The organism is Paenibacillus sp. OSY-SE (genome assembly GCF_000283315.1).
GTDB classification, from domain to species: domain Bacteria; phylum Bacillota; class Bacilli; order Paenibacillales; family Paenibacillaceae; genus Paenibacillus_B; species Paenibacillus_B profundus.
The window spans coordinates 1-23109 of the sequence record NZ_ALKF01000132.1 but is presented as its reverse complement, the minus strand read 5'-3'; the positions used below and the strand labels follow the sequence as shown (position 1 = coordinate 23109).

The 23109-nt window shown below is 52.0% G+C and carries 18 protein-coding genes; 12 read left to right on the top strand and 6 right to left on the bottom strand.

The window, feature by feature from the left end; genetic code table 11:
- The 5 genes from A372_RS33030 to A372_RS0102515 form a co-directional block, all read left to right on the top strand.
- Positions 1-728 (top strand): extracellular solute-binding protein (locus tag A372_RS33030; RefSeq protein WP_019419274.1); only part of this gene is annotated, 728 nt, incomplete at its 5' end.
- Positions 729-991: 263 nt separating this feature from the next.
- The gene (locus A372_RS0102530; RefSeq protein ID WP_036703066.1) at positions 992-1777 is read left to right on the top strand and encodes an ABC transporter ATP-binding protein; all 786 of its coding nucleotides are present in this window, start codon (positions 992-994) and stop codon (positions 1775-1777) included.
- Entirely contained in the window at positions 1765-3018 is a 1254-nt protein-coding gene (locus tag A372_RS0102525; protein ID WP_019419272.1) for an ABC transporter permease, read from the top strand. Before A372_RS0102530 ends, A372_RS0102525 begins: the two co-directional genes overlap by 13 nt.
- Positions 3019-3291: 273 nt before the next feature.
- Positions 3292-3573 carry a hypothetical protein gene (locus A372_RS37100; protein WP_157259394.1) on the top strand — a complete coding sequence of 94 codons (282 nt, stop codon included), beginning with the start codon at positions 3292-3294 and terminating at the stop codon, positions 3571-3573.
- A gap of 88 nt (positions 3574-3661) precedes the next feature.
- A complete protein-coding gene (locus A372_RS0102515) occupies positions 3662-5662 on the top strand; it encodes a peptidoglycan D,D-transpeptidase FtsI family protein (protein WP_019419270.1) in 2001 nt (666 codons plus the stop codon).
- Between the two features lie 124 nt (positions 5663-5786).
- Here A372_RS0102515 and glpX read toward each other — a convergent pair whose 3' ends face one another.
- The gene (gene glpX / locus A372_RS33025; RefSeq protein WP_019419269.1) at positions 5787-6809 is read right to left on the bottom strand and encodes a class II fructose-bisphosphatase; all 1023 of its coding nucleotides are present in this window, start codon (positions 6807-6809) and stop codon (positions 5787-5789) included.
- Positions 6810-7105: 296 nt separating this feature from the next.
- On the opposite strand from glpX, the gene A372_RS36885 reads away from it, so the two are divergent.
- From A372_RS36885 to A372_RS0102490, 4 genes are all read left to right on the top strand, one after another.
- Positions 7106-7276, top strand: coding sequence for a GapA-binding peptide SR1P (locus A372_RS36885; RefSeq protein WP_019419268.1), 171 nt, complete (start codon positions 7106-7108; stop codon positions 7274-7276).
- Positions 7266-8204 (top strand): hypothetical protein, encoded by a 939-nt coding sequence (locus A372_RS0102500; RefSeq protein ID WP_019419267.1) that lies wholly within the window; start codon positions 7266-7268, stop codon positions 8202-8204. Before A372_RS36885 ends, A372_RS0102500 begins: the two co-directional genes overlap by 11 nt.
- 137 nt (positions 8205-8341) lie before the next feature.
- Positions 8342-8989, top strand: a complete 648-nt coding sequence (locus A372_RS0102495) for a helix-turn-helix transcriptional regulator (RefSeq protein ID WP_019419266.1) — start codon at positions 8342-8344, stop codon at positions 8987-8989.
- 18 nt (positions 8990-9007) lie between these two features.
- On the top strand, positions 9008-9826 hold the full coding sequence (locus A372_RS0102490; RefSeq protein WP_019419265.1) for a pyruvate, water dikinase regulatory protein: 819 nt from the start codon (positions 9008-9010) through the stop codon (positions 9824-9826).
- Between the two features lie 43 nt (positions 9827-9869).
- Here the strand turns inward: A372_RS0102490 and A372_RS0102485 are convergent, their stop codons facing one another.
- From A372_RS0102485 to A372_RS0102470, 3 genes are all read right to left on the bottom strand, one after another.
- Positions 9870-10424, bottom strand: coding sequence for a DUF1854 domain-containing protein (locus A372_RS0102485; RefSeq protein ID WP_019419264.1), 555 nt, complete (start codon positions 10422-10424; stop codon positions 9870-9872).
- 14 nt (positions 10425-10438) lie between these two features.
- The gene (locus A372_RS37095) at positions 10439-10819 is read right to left on the bottom strand and encodes a hypothetical protein (protein WP_157259393.1); all 381 of its coding nucleotides are present in this window, start codon (positions 10817-10819) and stop codon (positions 10439-10441) included.
- 393 nt (positions 10820-11212) lie between these two features.
- On the bottom strand, positions 11213-12508 hold the full coding sequence (locus A372_RS0102470) for an aminotransferase class I/II-fold pyridoxal phosphate-dependent enzyme (protein WP_019419261.1): 1296 nt from the start codon (positions 12506-12508) through the stop codon (positions 11213-11215).
- A 312-nt stretch (positions 12509-12820) separates the two neighbouring features.
- Between A372_RS0102470 and A372_RS0102465 the strand changes: the two genes are divergently transcribed.
- Positions 12821-13606, top strand: coding sequence for a helix-turn-helix domain-containing protein (locus A372_RS0102465; RefSeq protein WP_019419260.1), 786 nt, complete (start codon positions 12821-12823; stop codon positions 13604-13606).
- A 134-nt stretch (positions 13607-13740) separates the two neighbouring features.
- Here the strand turns inward: A372_RS0102465 and asd are convergent, their stop codons facing one another.
- Positions 13741-14559: an archaetidylserine decarboxylase gene (asd, locus tag A372_RS0102460; protein ID WP_019419259.1), complete on the bottom strand. Its 819-nt coding sequence runs from the start codon at positions 14557-14559 to the stop codon at positions 13741-13743.
- A gap of 150 nt (positions 14560-14709) precedes the next feature.
- Positions 14710-15810 carry a YheC/YheD family endospore coat-associated protein gene (locus A372_RS0102455; RefSeq protein ID WP_019419258.1) on the bottom strand — a complete coding sequence of 367 codons (1101 nt, stop codon included), beginning with the start codon at positions 15808-15810 and terminating at the stop codon, positions 14710-14712.
- A gap of 241 nt (positions 15811-16051) precedes the next feature.
- On the opposite strand from A372_RS0102455, the gene A372_RS0102450 reads away from it, so the two are divergent.
- Both A372_RS0102450 and A372_RS35250 read left to right on the top strand, forming a co-directional pair.
- Positions 16052-17212 carry a glycosyltransferase family 4 protein gene (locus A372_RS0102450; RefSeq protein ID WP_019419257.1) on the top strand — a complete coding sequence of 387 codons (1161 nt, stop codon included), beginning with the start codon at positions 16052-16054 and terminating at the stop codon, positions 17210-17212.
- 142 nt (positions 17213-17354) lie between these two features.
- Positions 17355-23109: hypothetical protein (locus A372_RS35250; RefSeq protein ID WP_019419256.1), on the top strand; the 5755-nt coding region annotated here is incomplete at its 3' end.

The window sequence follows — 23109 nt, the reverse complement described above, 5'->3', positions numbered from 1 at the left end:
CCATTAAGACCACGGCGGATGCAATACGAAGCAAGGCCATCTATGTTAACCCGCCGAGCAACGACGAGAACGGACCTGTCTATATGCGGAACGACGATAATAAATTTCTGGCAGGCAAGGCCGCAATGATTCTAGACGGACCATGGTATATGAACCAACTGAAAAACCGGAAGATGTACAATAAGAATGCCAAGGATTTCGATTGGGGCATTGTAACGGTTCCGATCGATCCGGCTTCGCCGGATACTTCCGCGACTGTCTATTTGAACGAACTTTACGCGATTTCCGCCGACTCCGCCAATAAGCGGGCGGCATGGGAATTCATTAAATTCGTCAATGGCCCGGAAGTGGCGAAGGCCGCTTCGCGGGCGATGGACGGCCGGATTCCGACGCGCAATCAATTCTTCAAGGAAGTGGACGGCAAGAGTATGGAAGCCTTCTATATGCTGAAGCCTAAAGATAGCAACACGTCCTGGGGCAATGAAAATGTGCCGATGGAGTTCTACCAGCCATTCCGCAAACTGGAGACGGAGGCGCTGCAAGCGGTTATTGACAACAAGAAGACGGTCGATGAGGCGGTAGCCGAGCTGCAGCAAAAAGGGGAGGCCGCGTTGATTAAAGCGCGGGAAGAAGAGAAAGCGCGCAAGGCGGCGGAGCAAGCCAAATCCGGCTCATCAAGCGATAAAGCGTCCGGCGAGGCGACCGAAGGGGAAAGCGATACGAAATAAACGACAGGAAATTAACCGGTCCGCAACCGGATGATTCGAGCCAGAGAGGGTATGAAGCCCGCCGCAGCATGAACGCTGCTGGCGGGCTTTGTCGCTTGTTACGAAGGAAGCCGTCGGCTGCTTCTCACATGACCGAGTAATTAGTGGCGGACGTTACGATGCCGCACATGCTACCCATAGGAGACACGCAGGTGATGGCCGTCGATCGGTGGCATTCGCTTCCTTCTTCGCTGTCCGGTATAATAATCCTTGAGGTGAAACAAATGGAACCTTTATTGCAAATTGATCGCCTGACTGGCGGATATAGCATCGGCAGACCGGTGCTGCACGATATAACTTTTAATGTAAACGGAGGTGAAATGGTCGGACTTATCGGATTGAATGGTGCAGGGAAGAGCACGACGATGAAGCATATTCTCGGTTTGCTGGAGCCGCATTCGGGCAAGGTGCGTCTGCAGGGGCGTGCGCTCTCTGAAGCTCCGGAAGCTTACCGGGCTGCACTTGCTTACGTGCCGGAATCTCCGATATTGTATGATGCGCTAACTGTGCGCGAGCATCTCGTCTGGACAGCAACTGCTTATGGCGTAGAGCAGACATTATTCGAGAAGCGGGTGGCGGAGCTGGCCGATCTATTCCAGATGAAGCCGCATCTGGACAAGGCGGCGCAGCACTTGTCGAAGGGGATGAAGCAGAAGACGATGCTGATGTGCGTGTTTGCCGTTCGTCCGCCACTATATATCATTGACGAACCGTTTCTCGGACTGGATCCGTTAGGCATCCGCTCGCTCTTGCAATATATGAAGGGCGTAAAGGAAGAAGGCGCTTCGCTATTGGTAAGCTCTCATATTTTATCAACCATCGAGCATTATTGTGATCAATTCGTGCTTCTTCATCATGGGCGAGTCATGGGAGCGGGAACCGTTCATGAGCTTCAGAATCAATTGGCTCACCGTTCAGGGGAGGCGGCCACACAACGATTGGAAGACCTCTTCTACGCTTGGGTCGGGGGAGACGATGCATCAGGCGGTGGACTAACATGGAACGAGTAGAGAGCGAAATGCGCCCAACTAAGCTGCCGGTTATGGAGGCAGAAGCCTTATGGCAGCTGCGGGTACGACGATTTTGGGGAAAAGTGTTGCCTTACTTGCGTTACGTCATTCAGAGCGGGCTGGGACTGGTCATTGTCTTTGGATTCGTGTCAGGAGTGGCGTTGTATGCCTCGTTTCTGGATCGGATTCCGCCTTCTTTCCCTGTGCGGGAATTGGCGTTGGTGCTCTTGGCGCCTGCAGCCGCATATACGACGTACCGCACCTTCCTGGAGCCAGCGGATCTAGTGTTCCTGCTGCGCATGGAGCATCAGCTGGGATCTTATATGAAGCGGAGCGTACGCTACAGCCTCTGGCCGCGTATGCTGCTCTTGGTTGCGAGCTGGTGTGTGCTGTGGCCGTTGTATAACCGTGCAGACGCGGAGCCAAAGGGTTTTCTCCTCTCGTTGGCGGTGCTGCTGCTCTTTAAAGCGGTTGCCGCTTTCGGCGCTTGGAAAGAACGTCACATCGTTGATCCGAAGTGGCGTCTTAGCAGTCGGCTGTTTCGCTATATATGGGCTTGGGGTGCGGTGGCATGCTGGTTATGGCTCAGCATCCCATTGGCCGCTCTGTCCTCCGGGATCGCTGGAATTGTCTATATTGCGTGGCTGCTTACGCGGCGCACACTGCATTTCCCGTGGGAGGCGCACATTGCAGCAGAGAAGGTCCACGAGGGACGCGTCTATTTGTTCTTAAGCGGCTTCGTCGATATGCCGGCTGCGGAAGAACGCCGCTATGCAAGACCGTGGCTCAAGCGGTATGGAGACCGCTTTGCGTTCACACCGCAGGCAGCCTACCGATATCTGCTGGCCAAAACATTCGCCAGAAGCGAGCTGCTGGGTATTATGCTTCGATTAAACGGATTGGGACTGCTGCTGTTAATCTGGACAAGAGACTCTGAATGGAGCGCGCTCTTATATGGTTTATTCGTATTTGTTATCGGCGCACAGCTTAAGACTCTGTTCACGTATCACCGTCATGATGTATGGCGCACGATATATCCGATACCGTTGAATGCACGCCATAAAGCGGCGCTCGATATGAGCACCCGCATTCACTTGGCATCGGCCGTGGTGTTAACATTACCGTTATGGTTCGGAACGACGTCGTGGAGCTTTAAGCTGACAGTGTTGGCTGGCGGCGCGGTCATTGCGCTCCTATCTCGCATGAAGCGAGCCCGCGCACGTACAGAGGATGAGGAGTAATGCTGGCTTCAAGCTGACCTGTGAGTAAGGGGAAATCGTTGCTTGCTTCACCGAACGAGGACAAGAGCTTGTGGCGGCTGCATTACATATGGATAAACGGCAAATGAGTTTTTTGATGAAACCGCTTCTTTCGACAATCACGTGATGTGATTGCCGGAAGGCGGTTTTTTTTGATCACGCTGAGAAAGGAACAAGGTTGAAAATTACGCAGACATACGAAATCGATTTACTTTGCTCATGTATCTATTGCACTCTATTCTGTCCGGAGAAGGTATGTCCTTACGCATCTCTTTTGCCCACTCTCCCCATCATTCAGATTGCATCACCTTGCCCCTGCACACGAATCGTAATCAAGTGTGGAAAGTACTCAAGTATAGAAGTGAACAAGTTGGCCAGGCGGGCTATCCTTCCGTCACGGTTCCGGCTGGTTATGAACATAATGGCAGACCTTATAATGTTACGTTTCTGGGGAAGCCGTATACGGAGCCAGCCAGTGCTGATGCAGTATGCGTACGAATTCGAACAGGCGATGCGAAAGCGGGCCGCCTTGAATAGAGAAGTTCGGGTTATAAAAAAGAATTTACAAGTTATGGGGCATAAGATACCATTTAGGTATTAATGGTTGTGGGAGGATATACCATTCATGCAGATCCAGACGGATGAAGAGAAGGAGCAGCGAACAGGACGGAACCGGCGTCATTTTTATTTGCGAATGAGTATTTTTTTCTTTGTTACATTTCTCGTCTTTACCGTATTGATTGTGCGAATCGCCCTGCTGCAATTTGTTCAAGGACCCGAATTAAGAAGCCAAATGCTAAAAATCGGCACGAAGAGCATTGAAATATCTCCGATACGGGGCAGCATTTTTGAGGCTGCCGGCAATAAACTGGCATATTCGGTACCGACCCATTCACTATATTTTAAAATGGAGAAAAATTATAAGCCAGAGGAAGCGCTGCTCATTGCGGATCAGATCGTATCGGTGTTTGAGCGGTACGGCGATCCGAATATACCGATGACGAAGCAGATGGTGTACGATCAGATGGACATCGGTTCCCGGGTCAATTACGGCTATGTCCCGCGCAGAATCAAAATCGATTTAACTAAGAAAGAAATCGCTTACTTTTTGGAGAATAGGGATACGTACCCGTTTATCGATATAATCGAAGAAGGCATCCGGCAGTATGATGAGGACAAGGTCGCTCCGCAAATCGTTGGATATTTGCGCAGATACAATACGGCGAAACAGCATGTGAGCGCCTATAAGCGCATTGATAACGAGAAGCGGGATCCCGAACGCGAATATTTGGAGAACGAGTTCGTCGGCTTCGACGGCATTGAACTAATGTATCAGGAAGAGCTGCGGGGATCAAACGGGATCAAAACGTATCCCGTCAATTCAAACAATAGGATTATCGGGCCAATGGAGCTGACCAAGCCGGAAAAAGGATTGGACGTTCATCTCACGCTGCATAAGGATGTGCAATTAAAGACGCAAGCAGCTATCGAGAAACATCTTGTCAAGCTGCGCAGCTCCAACATTAAGGCGGAACGGGCGCCGAATGCCATTACGGGCTATGCGGTCGCCATGGAGGTGAAGACGGGCAACATTATCGCAATGGCGAATGTGCCTGACTATAATACGAACATTTGGCGCACTGGGAGGATCAGTGAAGAGGCTTTAAAGCACATTGGCTCGAATCAATATAACGGCACTGTGCGTGAGGTATTCCAAGATTACGGAAGCAAAAAAGAAAACAACCTTCATCCGTCATCACTCGTCTATCTCGGGTCTACGATGAAGCCGTTGACGGTGCTCATTGGACTGCAAGAAGGCTTGATTCATCCGTCAACGACGTATCGCGACATTGGGTATGCTGAGTTCGGGCGCAAAGGGAAAGAGGCCAGAGTACATAACGCTTCAAGGTATGCCCTCGGCATGATGGACCCCGCGCGGTCTCTTTCATCATCGTCGAATGCCTTTATGGTCGACAAGATTGGAAATCCGCTCTATTTGAAATACGGAAAAGAAAAAGGACTTGAAATATGGGATAGCTATATGAAGGCATTCGGGCTCGGCATCCATACGGGAAGCGGCTTTCCAGCGGAGTCAGAGGGCATTCTCGATTATATGCAGGAGAATCAGACGGGGCAGGCTTCGCTTGCCTACGCATCGTTCGGACAACAAGGAAAATATACGACGCTGCAGTTGGCACAGTATACGGCGACGCTGGCTAATCACGGGAAACGGCTGAAGCCGCAGTTCGTATCGAAAATTACTGATGCAAACGGGAATACAGTAAAGCAGATGAAGCCAGAAGTTCTCAGTGAAATGAAGTTCAAGCAACAATATTGGGACACGGTGGAAAAAGGAATGCTCGGTGTCGGGGTACAGGGCTTCGACGGCTTTCCGTACAAATTCGTGCGCAAGACGGGTACGTCGGAACAGTCGATTGCAGGCCGGAAGGAGATGGTGGAGAATGCGGTCTTCATCGCGTATGCTCCTGCCGACGATCCGGTGCTGGCTGTCGCCGTCGTCGTGCCTGAAGGCGGGTATGGCGCCTGGGGAGCGGCTCCGATAGCAAGGCGCATGTTCGATGCGTATGATGAACATGTCGGCTTGACGGGCAAGCCGAGGAAGTAGACGGGCTACATAACAGGGAGAGGGGGGCTAACTCAGTCTCCCTCTCCTTATGTCAATAACGCGCATCATTGCCCTGCACGTACTTTGTACCACACTATACCGATCTGCACCTCATTCTACTGCGCTATATTGCGTTGGACTTGAGGATATCTGCCGCATAACTGCCCGGAGGCTGCTCTGAGTGAAATGGCGCGACGTCACAAGGCAGTAGACGGTGAAGCGTACGGACAAATCGCACGGTGCCGGTCTTGGAGCGAAGGACAAGGGAATGCGTTTCCGCGTAATGATCCTGCGTCATGCGTACGCCTTGCAGTACATCGCCCGGAGTAATTCCTGTTGCGGCAAACAGCACATCGCCGTACCCGGATAAGTCTTCCGTCATCAGGAGCCGATCTAGCTGACGGATGCCCATCTGCAAGCAGCGTTTCACTTCTTCGTCATTCGAAGGCAGCAGACGCGCTTGCAACTCGCCGCCAAGACAGCGCAACGCTGCTGCAGCCAGCACGCCTTCTGGAGCGCCTCCTGATCCGACATAGAGATCAACACCCGATTCTGAAAAGGCGGTGGCCATTGCTCCGGCGACATCGCCTGCATTTAGCAGCTTCAAGCGCACGCCCGTTGCCCGGAGACATTCAATCTGCTTCGCATGCCGTTCACGATCGAGAATAGAGACCGTCATTTCCGACAGGTCACGCTTGAGTACAGCCGCAGCTTTCTTCACCGTTACATCGAGTGGATCATCCAGGTGAAGGCAGCCGCGCAGCTGTGGTCCGCAGGCGAGCTTCTGCATATACATGTCAGGTGCATGGAGGAGCTGGCCGGAGTCCGCAACGGCAAGGACGGACAGGGCGCCATTCAATCCTTTCGCGACTAATTCGGTTCCTTCCACCGGATCGACGGCCACATCCGCATGAGAGCCTGCCCCGGAACCAACTGGTTCACCTATATAAAGCATCGGCGCTTCATCCATTTCCCCTTCACCGATGACGACTTGTCCCCGTATCGGAACACTTTCGAACATGTGCCGCATAATGCTGGTCGCAGCACCGTCCGCTTCCTCTGTATTTCCCCGGCCAACCCACCGCGAAGCGGCTAGTGCGGCTGCTTCAGTAACACGGATGCACTCTAAGCTCAATTGTCTGTCCATGCTGATCTCCCCCCACGTTTTAAATATGACGTACTAAATGAATTATATATTGCGTCTTATTAGATAATATGATATAAAATATGGAAAAGCAATTGGTTAATTCACACATGCTGAAAAATTGTTGCATGAATACGATACTTTAAGGCGTCATATTTATAGGGTATCTCACTAATGAATTCGCTCACATGAAAGAAATATGACAGCATATTTTAATAGTGCGAGTTCAAAAAGGTCACTTTTCAGCCGAGAAGTACAAGAGGATACCCATCACAAACTTAAGGAGAGGTGGATGTCCGATGGAACATGGGCAGCGTCAATTATTGGGCATTATCTTGTGTAAACGTTGCAAGCGAATTATTGCAGAGCAGGATACAGAAAGAGTCATGATGTACTACATGGAATGCGGCTCGTATGACTGTCAAGAGCAGCTTTGCGCGGAGAGAGAGGTACAGCACCTTGAAATCTAATATGAATCACGCGGAGCGGTGGTTCGCCCCCTCGGAAGCTGCAAACTCCGTTCAGGCCACGCTTGAAGAGAATACTTTTAAGCTGATTTCAATGCGACAGCGAGCGGTGCACAATGTCGGCTATGTATGGGAGGAGACCCGTGATTTGCAAGAGCGGCAAGGCGTGCAGACGGTTGCCCGATGTGCGCATCTGCTCGAAATGCAGGCTGCCATTGCGATTGGCTGCTCCACCTTATTCGTTATACCGGGACAACAGCCATTCATGAATGCCGAGAGACAGCGTCTTGTGCGTGAGGTGTTGGTCTCTGGAACCGTGTCAGAGCGTTGTGCCGCGCTTCACAAATTAGTGCCATTCATGACAGCAGAGTATGAACAGCTTCTGATGACGGCCGGTGAACATTCAGGCATACACATGTATGTTATGCTTGCTGATGCACCACTGATAGAAATGCTTCCGGCTCTATCTGACCTGGAACAGCGTATGGAGGTGCTGCAGCGATTAGCTGCTGAGACCGATGATTCCTACGAACAGCAGCGCTTGCACCAGCAGTGGCTGAAGCTAAAGCAATGCAAGCAATGGCTTCATAATGTTTTTCCTGAACCAATGAACATTTCCGGAGTCGTTCCGGAATGGATAGATATGCAAGCGGAGGCATTATTCCGTGCAGAGAAGCGCGCACATGACCGCGGTCGGGACGTGCGCATTTCCGTTCTGCTGCCTTTTGCTGGCGGTGAATGGAAGCAGCATGCACAGCTCGTGCGTACTGCTGCTGAACAAATCCGGTGCCACGATGTGAAGCGGGACTTACCGCTTGTCGGGGTATGGCTGCATTCCGGTATTTCTCAAGATGAGAACAGCGGATTGTTGCGGGATATGACTGAGGCGGATGTCGTATGGGTATGCTCCGAACAAGTCAATTATGGGTGATAGATAACAATGCGCGTGTGAGAAATGCTCTTCGTGTGAGGGGGAGTGTTTCTTGCTGCGTGTTAAACTATTGTACGAAGCGAGGGGATTGAAGTAAGATAGAACTAATCGAGACCGTATGCAGCAAATGACGAAATTTGAAGGAGGTTTGCGCCATACAACTCACACCGCGTCAATCTGAAATAGTGCAACTGGTCAAACGCCTCGCGCCGATTACCGGTGACCTAATCGCCGAGCAGCTTGGCGTAAGCCGACCGACCATTCGTTCCGATTTATCTGTACTCGTTATGTTAGGTTATTTGGATGCCAAGCCTAAAGTCGGTTATTTCCCGGGAAACATCTCGCAGAGTGCCGCACCGCAGCCGATCGATATCCGCGTGCAGGACGTGCAGTCCATGCCTGTCATTGTAAGAGAGACATCTTCGGTACATGATGCAGTCGTCGCTTTGTTTTTGGAAAATGTGGGCAGCCTTATCGTTGCAGACGAAGAAGGGATGCTGCTCGGTGTCGTATCACGAAAAGATCTGCTGAAGGTAACACTTGGAAATACGATGGCAGGGACGATGCCGGTTAGCTTTGTCATGACCCGTACACCGCTAATTACGGCGCAACCGCAAGATTCGATCCTTGATGCCGCTAAAAAAATGGACGAGCATGATATTGATACACTGCCCGTTGTCGTTCCTCAGCAAGGAGACGCCGTGACGGAGAAGTGGGAAGTCGTGGGACGCGTAACGAAGACGACGATATTGAAAGTGTTCCTTCGCCATATGAAGGGATGGTAAAGGAAGGGGAACCTTTAAATGGATGGACTCAGCCAGCAATCTCCATATGTCATTACCGTATGTTCCGATTCGGTAGGGGAAACTGCGGAAATTGTCGTACGGGCGACCGTACGCCAATTTCAAGGTCATGAGGTAAAGATCAAGCGGGTCAGTCATATAAAGCATGAGGATGAAATTCGGACTGTGATGGAGCAGGTGAGCAGTGAGGGCGGCTTTGTCGTATATACGCTCGTGCAGCCAGAATTGCGCGAGATGATGAAGGAAGAAGCCATCCGGCTAGGTGTGCGCGCCGTCGATATTATGGGTCCGATGATGCAAGCGTTTATCGACACGTTCAACGATGCGCCCCGCAGACAGCCGGGCTTGCTGCATCAGATGGACGACGATTATTTCCGGAGAATGGAAGCGATTGAATTCACCGTCAAATGCGATGACGGGCGAGACACGACGGCCATTTTGGAAGCTGACATCGTGCTTGTCGGCGTATCTCGTACTTCGAAGACCCCTTTAAGCATGTTTCTTAGTCACAAGGGATATAAAGTAGCGAATGTACCGCTCGTTCCCGAAGTGAAACCGCCTCAGGAAATGTACCAAATCTCCGGCGATCGCATCTTCATGCTGACGATGAGCGCCGAGCAGTTGCTGCGTATCAGGGAAGAACGGCTCAAGTCATTGGGACTTCCGAACGGATCCAGTTACGTGTCCTCGGAGCGGATTCAAGAAGAACTACATTATGGAAGCGTGCTAGCGGATGCGTGGAAGTGCCATGTGCTGGATGTGTCGGATAAGGCTATTGAAGAAACAGCCAATATTATAGTCCGCTTGTTGCTGTTGTAAACGAAAGGCTGACGAACCTCCAAGGAGCGTCAGCCTTCGTCGATCAGAATAAGCGCTTCAGCCAACGTCGGCTAGCGGCGTCGAGCTTCGATAACGGCGGTACGAGACAACGCCGTCCGAACATAACCTGAAGAATCATCCTACCTTCAGGAGAGGGCTGCACATGCTCGTGCAAGTTCTCGAACTCGACGCGGAGCGCTCCTCGATCAGTCGTAAGCTCCCACACCCATATGTTGTCTTTTTCGCGTATGCTGTGGATTTGCTCCACCTCTGGAACGAAATACCGGCGCTTCAGCTCCAGTCGAATCGCGATTTGGCTATCTTCGTCTAACTGCGTAATATCCGGAATGATCCCTATTTCGTTCCCATCGCTATTCCGAACGGATAAATAACGTTCCGCATGAGAGAAGGGAAACGTACGGTAAAGCTGAATCTCTGAAATGATGCTATCATGATCCGTCAATTGCAGCACGCCACCGTCTGTATGGCAAAAGAAGACGTTCTTAGACAGATAACGAATGTCTTCCATTGGAGCAGACGAAGGGGGGAAAGCGTCAGACGACTCGGTGTTTTTTTCGCACAAATGCAACTCAGGCAAAGAGATATTCCCCCTTAATTTCCGATATTTCCTGTTGGGCACGAACGAGCTTGGCGTAGACCCATCTTGCGCCAACAGTTCTTCGTGCGAGCCTGAAAGGGGCGGGAACAAGCGCGAACAGCGTAAGCTGCCAATTCATTGAAGCCATCATGGTAAAGATAGAACAGAACAGGAGCAATTGGCTGGATACATGGATAATGCCACCGTTTGGGCCAATCATCTGCTGATGGAACCGGGATATCTTCGCCTTTGGCGAGAGCTTGCAGGAGGCGGCAGGCGAAGGAGAACTTTACGCTTTCCATTGAAGTGTACCTGACAAGCACTTGCGCTGCTCGTTCCGTATCAACGACAAGCGAGCCGCCGCCTATCGCATCGACAATTCGCGCTCCCGTCATGTCGTTGATGGATAATCTGTCAATGACTTCGCCTTGCTGTCGGCATAGAATGATGTCCGTGTCATAGATAAGCAGCCAGCGTTAGGATAACGTGGCATCATCGTGCACATCCGCTTTACCGCAGAATAGCAGTTCGGATGAGCTGTAACCAGCCGTTGGAAAAGGCGGCGCTTCAATCAAATACAAGATTGTTCGTGCCCCCTTTGAAAAGGAAGAGTGGAAATACAAGAAGATAATGTTGGTAAATTGCAACACATTCAAGCAGTCGTTTAGGAGTTGTATTTTTCATGAAAATACGGTTAGAAAAACAATCAAAACGATAGTGCTCTAAATGCATGAAGCCGGCAGCGAGTTGCTGCCGGCTTCATGCGGTATATAAACATGGGAATCAACTTATTTCGTCAAGTCAATGACTCCTTGATAAATCGTGTCAAATAATTGTTCCAGATGCTCCTCTTCAATGCAGGAGAAAGCAATGCGCAGATCGGTTTCGCCAAGCGCGATAGTGCCTACGCCATACTGGTTCAAAAGATGGGTGCGAAGCGTCTCCGCTTGCACGGTGTTCAACTTCAAGCACATGAAATAACCGGAGTTGAACGGGTAATAGCTCCATATGTCTCCGTATTTTCCACTATCGAGCAAAGACTTCACTTTGTTGGCGCGGGATTTCATGATGTTGAACTTTTCTTGCTTCTGCGCATCGAAGTCGGGAGATTGCAGCGCGTGAAGCACGAAGGTCTGCGAAGGATGCGGACCGCTGGAAATAGTCGCGCGAATAATGCCAAGCGTCTTCTGTTCAAGCGCGGATAGCAGTGCTTCGGACTCGGCGGCATACGTGATGAACCCGACACGGAAGCCCCATACATATTCTTCTTTCGTTGCGCCGTCTATTTTCACAGGCAGTACGTTCGGATGAAGGGATGCCAGACTGCCGAACAATGATTCATGCATGGAATCTTCAAAGAACAAGCCGAAGTAGGCATCGTCCGTCACGACGACAAGCCGCATTCCGGCTTCGGCCGCTTCCTGAATCGCAGCGACGATCGCTTGTCCTTCTTCTCGACCCGGCGTGTATCCTGTAGGGTTGTTCGGGAAGTTGAGCACGACGATGGCTTTGCCTTTCTTCCGGTTGGCTAGCAGCGCATCACGCAATCCATCGCTGTTGAATTTCCATTCTTCATTGTAGAGCGGATAGTATACCATCTCCGCACCGCGGCGGATGCCGAAGGTCAGGTCATAGTTCTCCCAATTTTTATCCGGCATGATGACGACGTCGCCCTCATCAGCGAACAAGTCGGCTACGATACTTAAACCATGCGTCAGCGCATTGGTCACAATCGGGTTGCTTATTTGCTTGCCTGCAAGCGAAGGGTTCTCCTTCAGCATCTTCTCGCGCCACAGCTTGCGCAGCTCCGGCTTGCCAGCCGGCGGTGCATACGGATAAATATCTTTCGGGTTAAAGGCGGAAAGCGAATCTTGAATGACACGAAGGTGCATCGGAGTTCCGCCTTCGGTCGCGATGCCGATCGTTGCGTTGAAAGCCTTCGCTTTGCTCGCTGCTTCCGCGGATTGGCTCAGAATGCCTTCCTTAGGGAAGTAGATCTGCTGAGCGAGGCGGGAGAGCATGGCATAAATGTTCGGATTGTCTTGGCGAATCGTTTCATTCAATTGTTGAGACAGTGGGTTCATGTATCGTCCATCCTTCCAACATCGTTCTTTTAGTGGCGGTTCAAAAAGCGCCCCTTTTTATCACGAAGTATACCTTGAACAGGCGCCCTTGAAGCTTACATAACTTTTTCCTATTATATCATCATTTTTCCACATTCGTCACGAAGGATTAGATTCAGCGGCGCTCTTGCAAAAGCATGTACAAATTGTGACTTCAGGTGGTAGTATAGTAAAATAGTGCAAACTTTTCGAATAAAGATGCAGGAAATTTTCTCTCCTTAACCTAATAAATCTACTTTGCTTGTAAGAGCGATAGTGAAGGAGGCACTCACCGTGTTAAATGCTGCGCCGACTTTGTATGAATTAAAGCCGGCTTGTGCCAAGATTACGTGCGAACCGAATTGGAAATGGCTGAAGCGGGAGAAGGCAATGCCGAATTACGATTTGTTCTATGTATGGGGCGGGGAAGGGGAGCTGTTCCTCAATGATGAGCCGTATGACATTGGCAAAGGGAGCTGCTTCCTGTTTCGGCCGGGAGACCATACGTCCGCTACGCACAATCCACAGAAGCCGCTGACGCTGACGTATATCCATTTCGATGTCAATACGGAAGTCACCGAGATTCCCGCGCCTTATCGGAAGTTGGAGGAGACGGTCGACTTCGAACATTTGCTTGCGCGCTATGTCCGTTTATTCTTGGCTGATACGTATGGGGCTGAGATCGAGGCGCAGCTCGTCTTAAAGCAGTTGATGATCCATCTGCTGCGTGTAGACAAGGAAGAGCCGGGCGAACGAAAGACAAGCCATCAATTAGCGGAGTCCATTCAAGAAATTGCGAATTACATCCGTCAAAATCCGGGAGCCAATCACCGTATACAAGATTTGGCGAAGCGGGCGCAGCTGTCGCCGCGTTATTTTTCCGTAAAATTCAAAGAGCTGATCGGCATGTCAGTACAGACCTATATTATTCGTTCCCGCATCGAGCGGGCGGAGCATCTTCTGCATCACGCAGGCATGAACGTCACTGAAGTGGCGGATGCGCTCGGTTATCGGGATATTTTCTTCTTCAGCCGCCAATTCAAGCAATACACCGGACGCAGTCCATCCGAAATCCGTTAAGGATACGGGCGGGGCGTGAATCGGTTAGAACATGAACAAGGCCGCTTCCGGTTCTCTTGTCCACATAGTGGAGAAGGAACGGAAGCGGCCTTGGCTTATATGTTGAAATTATCCGATGAGCAGCCGCAGCGCGCTCAAGCCTGCTGTTTCGGCTGGCGCTCCGGTCGCGCATGCAGCTGCCCCAAGCTTGCCCCCATCTTTACTTTCATGCCAAGCTGCAAATCGCTGCGCGGATCAAACGTGCCGCTCTCCGTTAGCAGCACAACCGTCGAACCGAATTCAAAGTATGCAAGATCTTGTCCGCGTTCATAAGACGGCAGGACTGTATCATCCGTGTAGCGGATACTGCTCACGTTAAGCGCTCCTACTTTGACGACCGCCACTTCACCTGAAGCATGCCTAATATACGTAATTAACCGTTCGTTGCGGCTAAGCACTCTTGGCATATGACGCAGCCCGAAATCATTGACCGGGTATACACGTCCCGGCACATGCTCGCTCTCCACGGTGGTACCTTTTACAGGGGAGTGAATACGATGATAATCGGTAGGGCTCAAATAGAGCACAAAGCAGTAGCCCCGCTTGTACTTTTGCCGATGCGGCGATCGGTGCAGCAGCTCGTCGAGCGTATAGTCTTGTCCCTTAACGTTAAAGATGAGCCCCTCTTCAATCGGTCCCATACCCGTAATGAGCGCATCGACAGGACTGAGCAAGGTCTGCTCCCCTTCGGTGAGCGGTCGCATACCCGGCTTTAATCGCCGCGTGAAGAAATCGTTCAGCGTGCGATATTCAAGGATCGGTTTCTCCGCTTCATCCACCTTTATTTTGTACGTCTTCGCGAAGGTGGGAATCAATTTCCGGCTAAATCCTGAGTTGGCAAAGCTTCCGGCTATGCGCGATACCCATTTGCGCGAGGACAATTCGGTTAACAGCCGTAACAGTCGTTTCTTCATCGTTTACAATCACCTGGTTTATGTGGCGCCGCCATGGGACGCCCTGTATTTTGTCATCACACAGAACCACGTTACCCGTGCTTCCTGTGGACTATCTTGACACAGAACGCCCCTTTTTTCAATACAATAGTACATAACGGCGCAAGCCAATTACCGATGTTGATGCTGATGAATTAGTGAAGCTCCATAAGCAATGGGATTGGTATATGTGGCCTTCCACGTTTCGATCTCATTTGCCTCGCGAAAGCTGTAACGTTGGTCCCGTCCGTTGCATTCGATAAATAAAGGCATTCCGTCCGGAGAGACTCCGATGTCGAGCCCGACATCTGCCAAGTGGGGAAGGACTTGAGACAGTCTGCATGCGACGCGCAGGGAGAATTCGCTCACGCGCTGGTGAAGCAAGGCATAGGCCAGATGGGGAAACGCGGCTGCCGCCAAATCCTCGAAGCGTTGGACCTTACCGCCTTGTGCTACATTCGTTAAGAAGGTGTGCGGCGGAGCGACTTTGCCGACGATGCCTGTTACTTGCCATTCTCCCGATCCGTCACGTTGTACCGATACACGCAAGTCGAATGGGCGCTTGCGATACGTTGCTAAAGGAAGCAGCTGCTGCACGAGGTAGGTTTCATTGGCGAGCTTAGACATGACGCTCCAAGGCAGACTGCCGTGTCCCGTCTCCGCTATTCTCCAGTGGCGAACACGATTGGAAGTACGAGCCAAGTATGTGGTCTGCCATCTGGTCCGCACGCGTTCCAGCTTCATAACACCGCGCCCGATACTGCTGTTATCCGGCTTAAGTATGAGCGCATCGTAGCGATCCATCATTGCGGTGATGGAAGCTTGTTGCGCGATGGCTGTATCAGGGAGATGGGGGGCGATGCTGCGATCCGTGCGCAGCAGCTCGTGAATAGTTATTTTCCCGTACCGGTTTACTTGATTAAACAGAGCGACTTCACGCTCAACCAAAGCGCGGACGCGGGCATGTGCAGCCGAGCGAAAATAGATGGCCCGATTATGGATGACGCGGGGAAGAGGCATGCGACGCCTCACATAGCCTCCGCGTCCTCTCACATAGGCGGAGACCTCCATGTTGCGAATATCTATGTCTTCGATGCGGAAATAGCATGGAGTAACCCCGAACTGCCGGGCTGCTTCTTCATAAAAAGAAACCGCTTCGTGCTTTGTTTTTCCACGGATAAGTCCGCGCAATAAATTTGCATTGAACAAGATGCCGATTCGGTTATCGGACATGGACGTACCTCCTCCAGGTTCAAAGCGCAAGTACGCTTTGCCAGCGGCGATAATGCATCGTATGTATGTCCCCTGCCAAGGGTATGGACGAGTGCAGAAGGCCGAATGTCTAATTTCACGGTAAGAGGCAGTTTCAAAAGCTGCTTTTGATAACAAAGGTTGGCAAGAAGCTAATTCGACATCGAAGCTTGCAGTGCGATTGGCAAAGGCGAACGATAGAATTAACGAAAGGAGGACCGTCATGCGCTTACCTAAAGTTGCAGTCATTACTCCGGGGACTTTTCCGATACCTTCCGGTTCCAGCAGCTCCGTGGAGCGTGTGGTTGAGTATGTGTCAGGCTTGGCTTCCGACCGGATGGAAGCTCGCATTTATTCGAAGCAGTGGTTCGGACAAGAACGGTATGGAACGGTTCGCGGCGTACCGTGCGAACGGGTCAGTGCGGGAAGCGCACGGATGTATTTGCAAGGGGTAATGCAGCGTCTGCGCTCGTTTGCTCCAGACATTATTCAGGTAGAGAACCGCCCCCGCTTCGTTCTGCCGCTCATCCGCTCCTTTCCGGATTCCCGGGTATGGCTCAGTCTCCATTCCACGACATTTATAAACCCGAAGCACATTGCACCGAGAATGCTGCGGCTGGCGCTGCGTGCCGTTGAACGAATTTTTGTGAACAGCCGTTATTTGTTCAATCAAGTGGCGGCGGTATGCCCGGATTGTGCAGGCCGCATCATCATCAATCCGCTTGGGGTGGATGGAGAACGGTTTATATCCCGCTGGACAGATGACGGTGAACGGAGAGTGCGTGCGGGCAAGCAGATGCAGGGCTGGGAGCATCGCGACATCATTATGTATGTAGGGCGGATTATCCCCTTGAAAGGGGTGCACTTTTTGCTGCGGGCCTTGCCCCAAGTCATTGCGAAGCATCCGCAGGCGCTGTTTGTCATTGTCGGTAGCGCTTTTTACGGTTCCCCGCGGAAGACGGCCTATGTGCGCAAGCTGGAGCGAATCGGCAGAAAATACCCGCATCATGTCCGGTTCATCCCTTATGTTCCACATCAGGAAGTGCCAAAGTGGTATACGCTGGCCGATATTGTCGTGGTCTCGTCCGTGGCAAGGGAAGCATTCGGTCTCGTTAATCTCGAAGCGATGGCCTCTGGCGTGCCCGTCGTGGCGACCAGAGTAGGCGGAATTCAAGAAGTCGTAAAAGACGGGGTGACTGGGCTGCTCGTCCCTCCGTTCCGCTTGAAGGAGCAATTGACCGGAGCGTTAGTTCATATGTTGGGGGATAGTGAAATGAGGCGCCGCATGGGAGAGGCAGCCGTGCAGCATGTGCAGACCCATTTCACTTGGAAACAAACGGCGGAACGGTGGGCGGATGAGGTATGCGGATGCCAAATCGAGTAGAAGCGATATTTACTCCATATCCGAAAAAAAGCGCATTTTCTAAATGTTGGGCAGGGAACGGCATAGGCGAGTGACGGGATAGCACTTGGGTGCATATAATGCTTTAGGTTTAGACTGTAGCCCGTCGGAAAGGAGAGAGCACATGAAAAAAAAGAAAGAAAACCGTCCAGCTAAGGGCAAGAGGCCGCTCTATTATGTGGATAATCCGAACACGTCGGAATTGCAAATGCTGGACCGTATGTCCAAATCGATTAAGAGCAAAGAAGCACAGCAAAAGAAAGCCAGCATTAATGCGCTGGCAGAGCCGCCTGCCGAGATAATTGCGCCGGCAGCGCAAACTAATCAAGGTGCGCCCGGAACGCTTTCCAACCTCTTGCAGGAGGAATTATTCGTCACATCCGAAGCGAAGCCGGCTGAGACCATCACCGCTTCTGCTGCAGAACGGGTTCAAGCGGATTTATCTCCGTCCGATGCGGCGGTTTCAAGTCATGACCAAGTCCCGGAGGCCCGGGGGATCGAGAGCTTGCAGGAACCTGCTGCTGCCGGAGCTTCCAAAGTCTCCAAAGTCTCCAAAGTCTCTAAAGTCTCCAAAGAAAAAGTTCCCGAGCCTGCTCCACAGCCAGAGACGCATGCAGCCATTATCCCGAATTCTCCGCCTCCTCCCGCATCGTCATCTCCAGCGATTCCAGCAACGAATTCTTCAACAGATGATCCAGACAGCAGCCAGCAAACCGAGGAGTCCGGCTCCGTTCCTGCAGCCTCCAAGAGCCGATCGGCAGAAGGTAGAATAGGGGATGGCAGAAAGGCGGAAGGAAACTTACTGCCGGACACAAAGCCAAAAACAGTTCGGGATGAAGAGAAGCTGGAGCAGAAGAAGGAAGAGGAAAGGGCGCAGTGGTTGGCGGAAAAGCGAAGCCAAGCACGTGCCAAAGCGTTTGTATACACCGATGACATCGCGGATGAAGCTGTCACAGACGAGAAGTTGGCTTCTTACTCCATTAGCGGTTCTAAACTGAAGCGGGAAAGCGTGGATACGGACGCCTTGTGCGACTACGCTGTTTCCGCCATTAAGATAGCGGATAACGCAGTAACGGGCTCAAAGCTCGCTCCGGAATCGATATCCGGAGAGCATTTAATACGCAATGCCATATCCGGAAGTAAAATTCGGGACCGTTCCATTACAGGCGGGAAAATTAAAGACGGAAGCATTACTTCAGAGAAGCTGGCGGACAAAACGATTGACTCCGACAAAATTGCCGAGGGCTCCATTCAAACGAAACATTTAAGTGGATTTATTATTACTTCCGAATTAATTCAGGATCAATCGATTACTTCGGACAAAATTCGCAGCGGCGCCATTCAAATCGAAAACTTGGCTAATGAGGTTGTCGATGCATCTAAGCTGGGTGAGGACGCGATTACGACATCAAAGATACGAAACGGCGCAGTGACGGGTGACAAGTTGGCCGCGGGCAGTGTGAGAACCCCGCATCTAGTAGATGGCAGTGTGTCTGGTCGAGCAATAGCCGATCAAGCCGTAGAAAGCCGCCATATCGGTCACGGACAGATTCAGGGCATTCATATAGCTCCCGGGTCCTTAATCGGATCTCAGCTTCAGGCTCGCTCCGTCCATGGCAGCCACATCGCTTCAGGCTCCATTGAGTCCAAACATCTTCATGAAGAAGCAGTACGGCAGGAACATATCGGACAGAGCGAGATTCAAAGCTGGCACCTTAGTGAGCAATCCGTTAACGCGGAGAAGCTAGCCGACCAGGCAATTACGACGATGAAGCTCGTCGATCATGCAGTAACGGCCTCCAAGATAGCCGATCAGAGTATTGTCTCTACGAAAATAGCCGATGAAGTGGTCCAGTCCCGGCATATTGCGAAACAATCGATCGGTTCGCAGAATATAGCTCCGCTATCCGTGAATGCACAGCATATTCATCCGGATGCTATCGGAGGAGAACATATCGAGCAGGACTCCATCGCGGATAAGCACCTCAAGGACGGGGCGGTAAAAGCGTATAATATTGCACCCGGGGCGGTCCAGGGCCAACACTTGGATGTGCGAGCGATTAACACGACGCACCTTGAAGATGGTGCGGTGACGACGGAGAAGCTGGCTCTGCAAAGCATTACGACAGATCGCGTCGCTGACGAATCCGTTACGCGGCAGAAGCTGGCGGAATGGAGTGTCACTTCGGATAAATTGGCAGACGACAGCGTCTTGGCACGACACCTCAGCGATGGTGCCGTCAGTTCGCCGGCCATTGAACAGAACGCCGTACTTGAGGGGCACATTGCACCGGGAGCGATCGGCAGCGAGCATATCCGCTCTCAGACGATCGAATCCGCCATGCTGAAGCAAGAAGCGGTTACCAGTGATAAGATTGCTCCTCATTCGATACGGGATCGGCATATCGGAGCAGGTGTCGTTCATTCCCATCACTTAGCTGATCATGTTGTCACTTCGCTGAAGCTGTCCCCGGAAAGCGTATCTACCGATAAGCTGAGCGACATGTCGGTCACCTCCATCAAGCTGGCGAATATGAGCGTGACTACTGACAAATTGGCGATAGACAGCGTGGAGGCCATTCACTTGTCCGAGGGTTCCGTCACTTCTGAAGCGATACGGGACGCGTCGATACTGCCACTGCACATTTCGGATTCGGCCATCGGAAGCGATCATCTGCAGCCGGATTCGATTAACAGCCAAGCGATTCAAAGCGAAGCGATAAATACGGAACATGTGGCACCTCACAGTATTACCTCCCGGCAATTGGCACCTGACAGTGTTCAAGCCGTTCATATCGCCGATGATACGATTGGCAGCATGCACCTTCGTCAGCATAGCATCGAGAGCGCGCATTTGCAGGACGGGGCGGTCACAGAGGAGAAGCTGGCTGGAGACAGTGTAACTTCTGAGCATATCCAAGCGGCTAGCGTTACCGAAACACATGTTCAGGACGGGGTCATTACTTCCCGCAAGTTGGCTCATGAAGCGGTGCAATCTGAGCATCTGTCTGAAGGTTCAATTCAAGAGCGACACCTTGCTCCGCGCTCGGTCAATGAAACCCATATCCAACCGCAAGCCATTACGGCCGATATGCTGCAGGATAACAGCATCACGAACGATAAGCTGGCACCTCAAGCCATTATGAGCAAGCATATTGCGCTCGAAACAATTTCAGGCAAGCATTTGCGGGTCGAATCTATTCAAGGTTATCATTTGAAAAAGGGCACGGTTTCCTTGCTGCATCTCGGCCCGGATGTGCTCTCAGGTGATTTTCTTCCGGAAAACGGCCTGCCTGGGCGCAAACTGCAGTCGGAATCGATTCAAAGCACGCATTTGGGCGACTCTGTCATTCGAGAACGGCATGTAGACACAGGAGCCGTTACCTCGTCCAAAATCGCTCCGTATGCCGTTACAAGCGAACATTTGGAAGCAGGGGCTGTAACAAGCGGACATATTGCGCAGCATGCCGTGACGAGCAGCCATCTTCAGGAAGGAGCCGTGACGGAAAGGCATATAGCTGAAGACAGCATATCGGGATTGCATCTGCAAGAAGGCGTAATATCCAGCTTGCATATGGCTGCCGATGCAGTACGCTCAGAGGCGATTGCGGAAGGTGAAATCTGCAGTCGGCACATCGCAAAGCATGCGGTTGTTGAAGAGCACTTGGCTGAAGGCTCGGTATCCATGGAGCATTTACAAAAGGATTCCGTCGCCGGTGAGCATTTGCGCAGCTCTTCGATCGGTTCACATCACTTGCAGCCGGATTTGATTGAGTCGAAACATTTGAATTCAGGCATTATTTTATCGGAGCATTTGACCGAGGGGGTCGTGCTGCCTCATCATTTGCGCGAACAGATTATTAACGAAGCGCACTTGCAATCGGGTATTGTCCGGACGGATACGCTGCAAGACGGTGCCGTTCATGCAAGTAAAATGGCCGAGGGAGCCGTGCAAAGCAGACAGTTGGCTGAGCAAGCGGTTGAGCCCCGTCATTTGACAGACGAGGCGGTTCAAAGCCGCCACTTGGCGGAAGGTTCCGTAGAGGGCCGTCATCTGGCCGGATGCGAGGTTGGCGCGGAGCACATCGTACCGATGTCGATTAAGAGCCGCCATTTGGCAGAGAACAGCATCCAGAGAAATCATCTGGCGCCTGGAGTCGTGCAGACGAAGAATGTGGAGAATGATGCGGTCACTTCTGAAAAAATAGCACCGAAAGCGGTGCGCAGCGAGCATATTGAACCTCGTGCCATCGCGGCTTATATGCTGCAGGATGCAAGCATCATCAATGAGAAGCTGGCGGATGGCAGCGTTACGAGCAACAAGATTGCGAAGCGCACCGTGCATTCCGCACATCTCAACTCCCAATCTGTACAGTCCGATCATATCGGCAATGAGGCGGTCGAAGCGCGTCATATTGCAGACCGTGCTGTACGGACTCATCATATCGGACCTGGCGAAGTGGATGGCACGCATATCGCCGAAGCCTCCATCTTCGGACCGCATTTGCGGCAAGCCTCGATTCGGAGCGATCATCTGGCAGACGGCTCGATCTCGAGTGACAAGTTGACGGACGGAGCGGTAACAGAGAGCAAGCTGGGGCGCGGAACGGTAAGCAGCGAGCATTTGCAGCTGCAGTCCATTACGAATGCGGTTCTGAAGGATGGCTGCGTAACGGTCGACAAGATTGCGGCTGACAGCATCACTTCGGAAAAATTAAGCGCCCATGCCGTAGGTTCTGCACAATTGGCGCTCGAAGCGGTCAAGGAAGAGCATCTAGAGAATGGTGCTATCGGTTCGCGTCAGATCGCTGCTCAAGCGGTGCGGGGACATCATATCGGATCTGGCGAAATTGCCACTTTCCACCTTCAGGCTAACATTGTGGGCTCTGAACAACTGAAGGCTTCCTCCGTACGGGAAGAGCATATCGCAGATGCCGCCATTACTGGAGAGAAGCTGCAAGAACGCTCCGTAACTGGAAAAACTATTGCGCCGAAGGCAGTGTCGGGGGAGCACATTCAAGATGCTGCCATTACGACCGATATGCTGCAGGCAGGCAGCGTCACGAGTGGGAAGCTGGCGCATGGTACGGTAGGCGGTGAACATCTATCGCGGCAAGCGGTCGGACCGCAGCATTTGCAGTTGAACAGCGTGCAGACAGAGCATATCCAGGATGAGTCGATTCATGGAGCGAAGCTGGCGGAGCGCGCGGTGTCGAGCACGAAGCTGGCAACGGGAGCCGTTCAGGCCGATCATATCGAAGCCGGGGCTGTGCAAAAGCAGAGCCTGGCTGACGGCAGCGTCACCACGTCGAAGCTGGCGAATGGCGCGGTGACGGCCGAACAGTTGGCTGATGGCAGCGTATCTGCGCACAAATTGCAGGCAGAATCGATTCAGCGCAAGCATGTGGCAGCCAACGCGGTAGGAGAAGATCAGATTAGCTACGGGGCGGTGAAGGGAAGGCACATCCAGGCGGGTGAAATCTCTTCGGCACATCTCCAGCCGATGTCTATCCGACCGGAACATATTCTTCCAGGGGCTTTTCAGCTCAATCATTTGGCGATGGATGGATTGAACGGTGAGCACATCGCAGATTCATCGATTAGCGGAGCTAAATTGAAGGAGCGGAGCGTTGCGTCGTTACATCTGCAGCCTGCCGCGGTGACGGAAGCGGCGTTAGCAGATGGCAGCGTAAGCGGAGCGAAGCTGGCGCCGGACGCCGTAGATGGCGAGCATCTGGCGAGCGGTTCAGTGGGAGCGGAGCATTTGCAAGCGGGAGCGGTCGGCAGCGAGCAGCTCAGAAGCGGAGCGGTGACTGCGACGCATGTGCAATTGGGAGCCATAGGCAGCACGCATGTGCAGCCGAATGCGATTGGTGCGG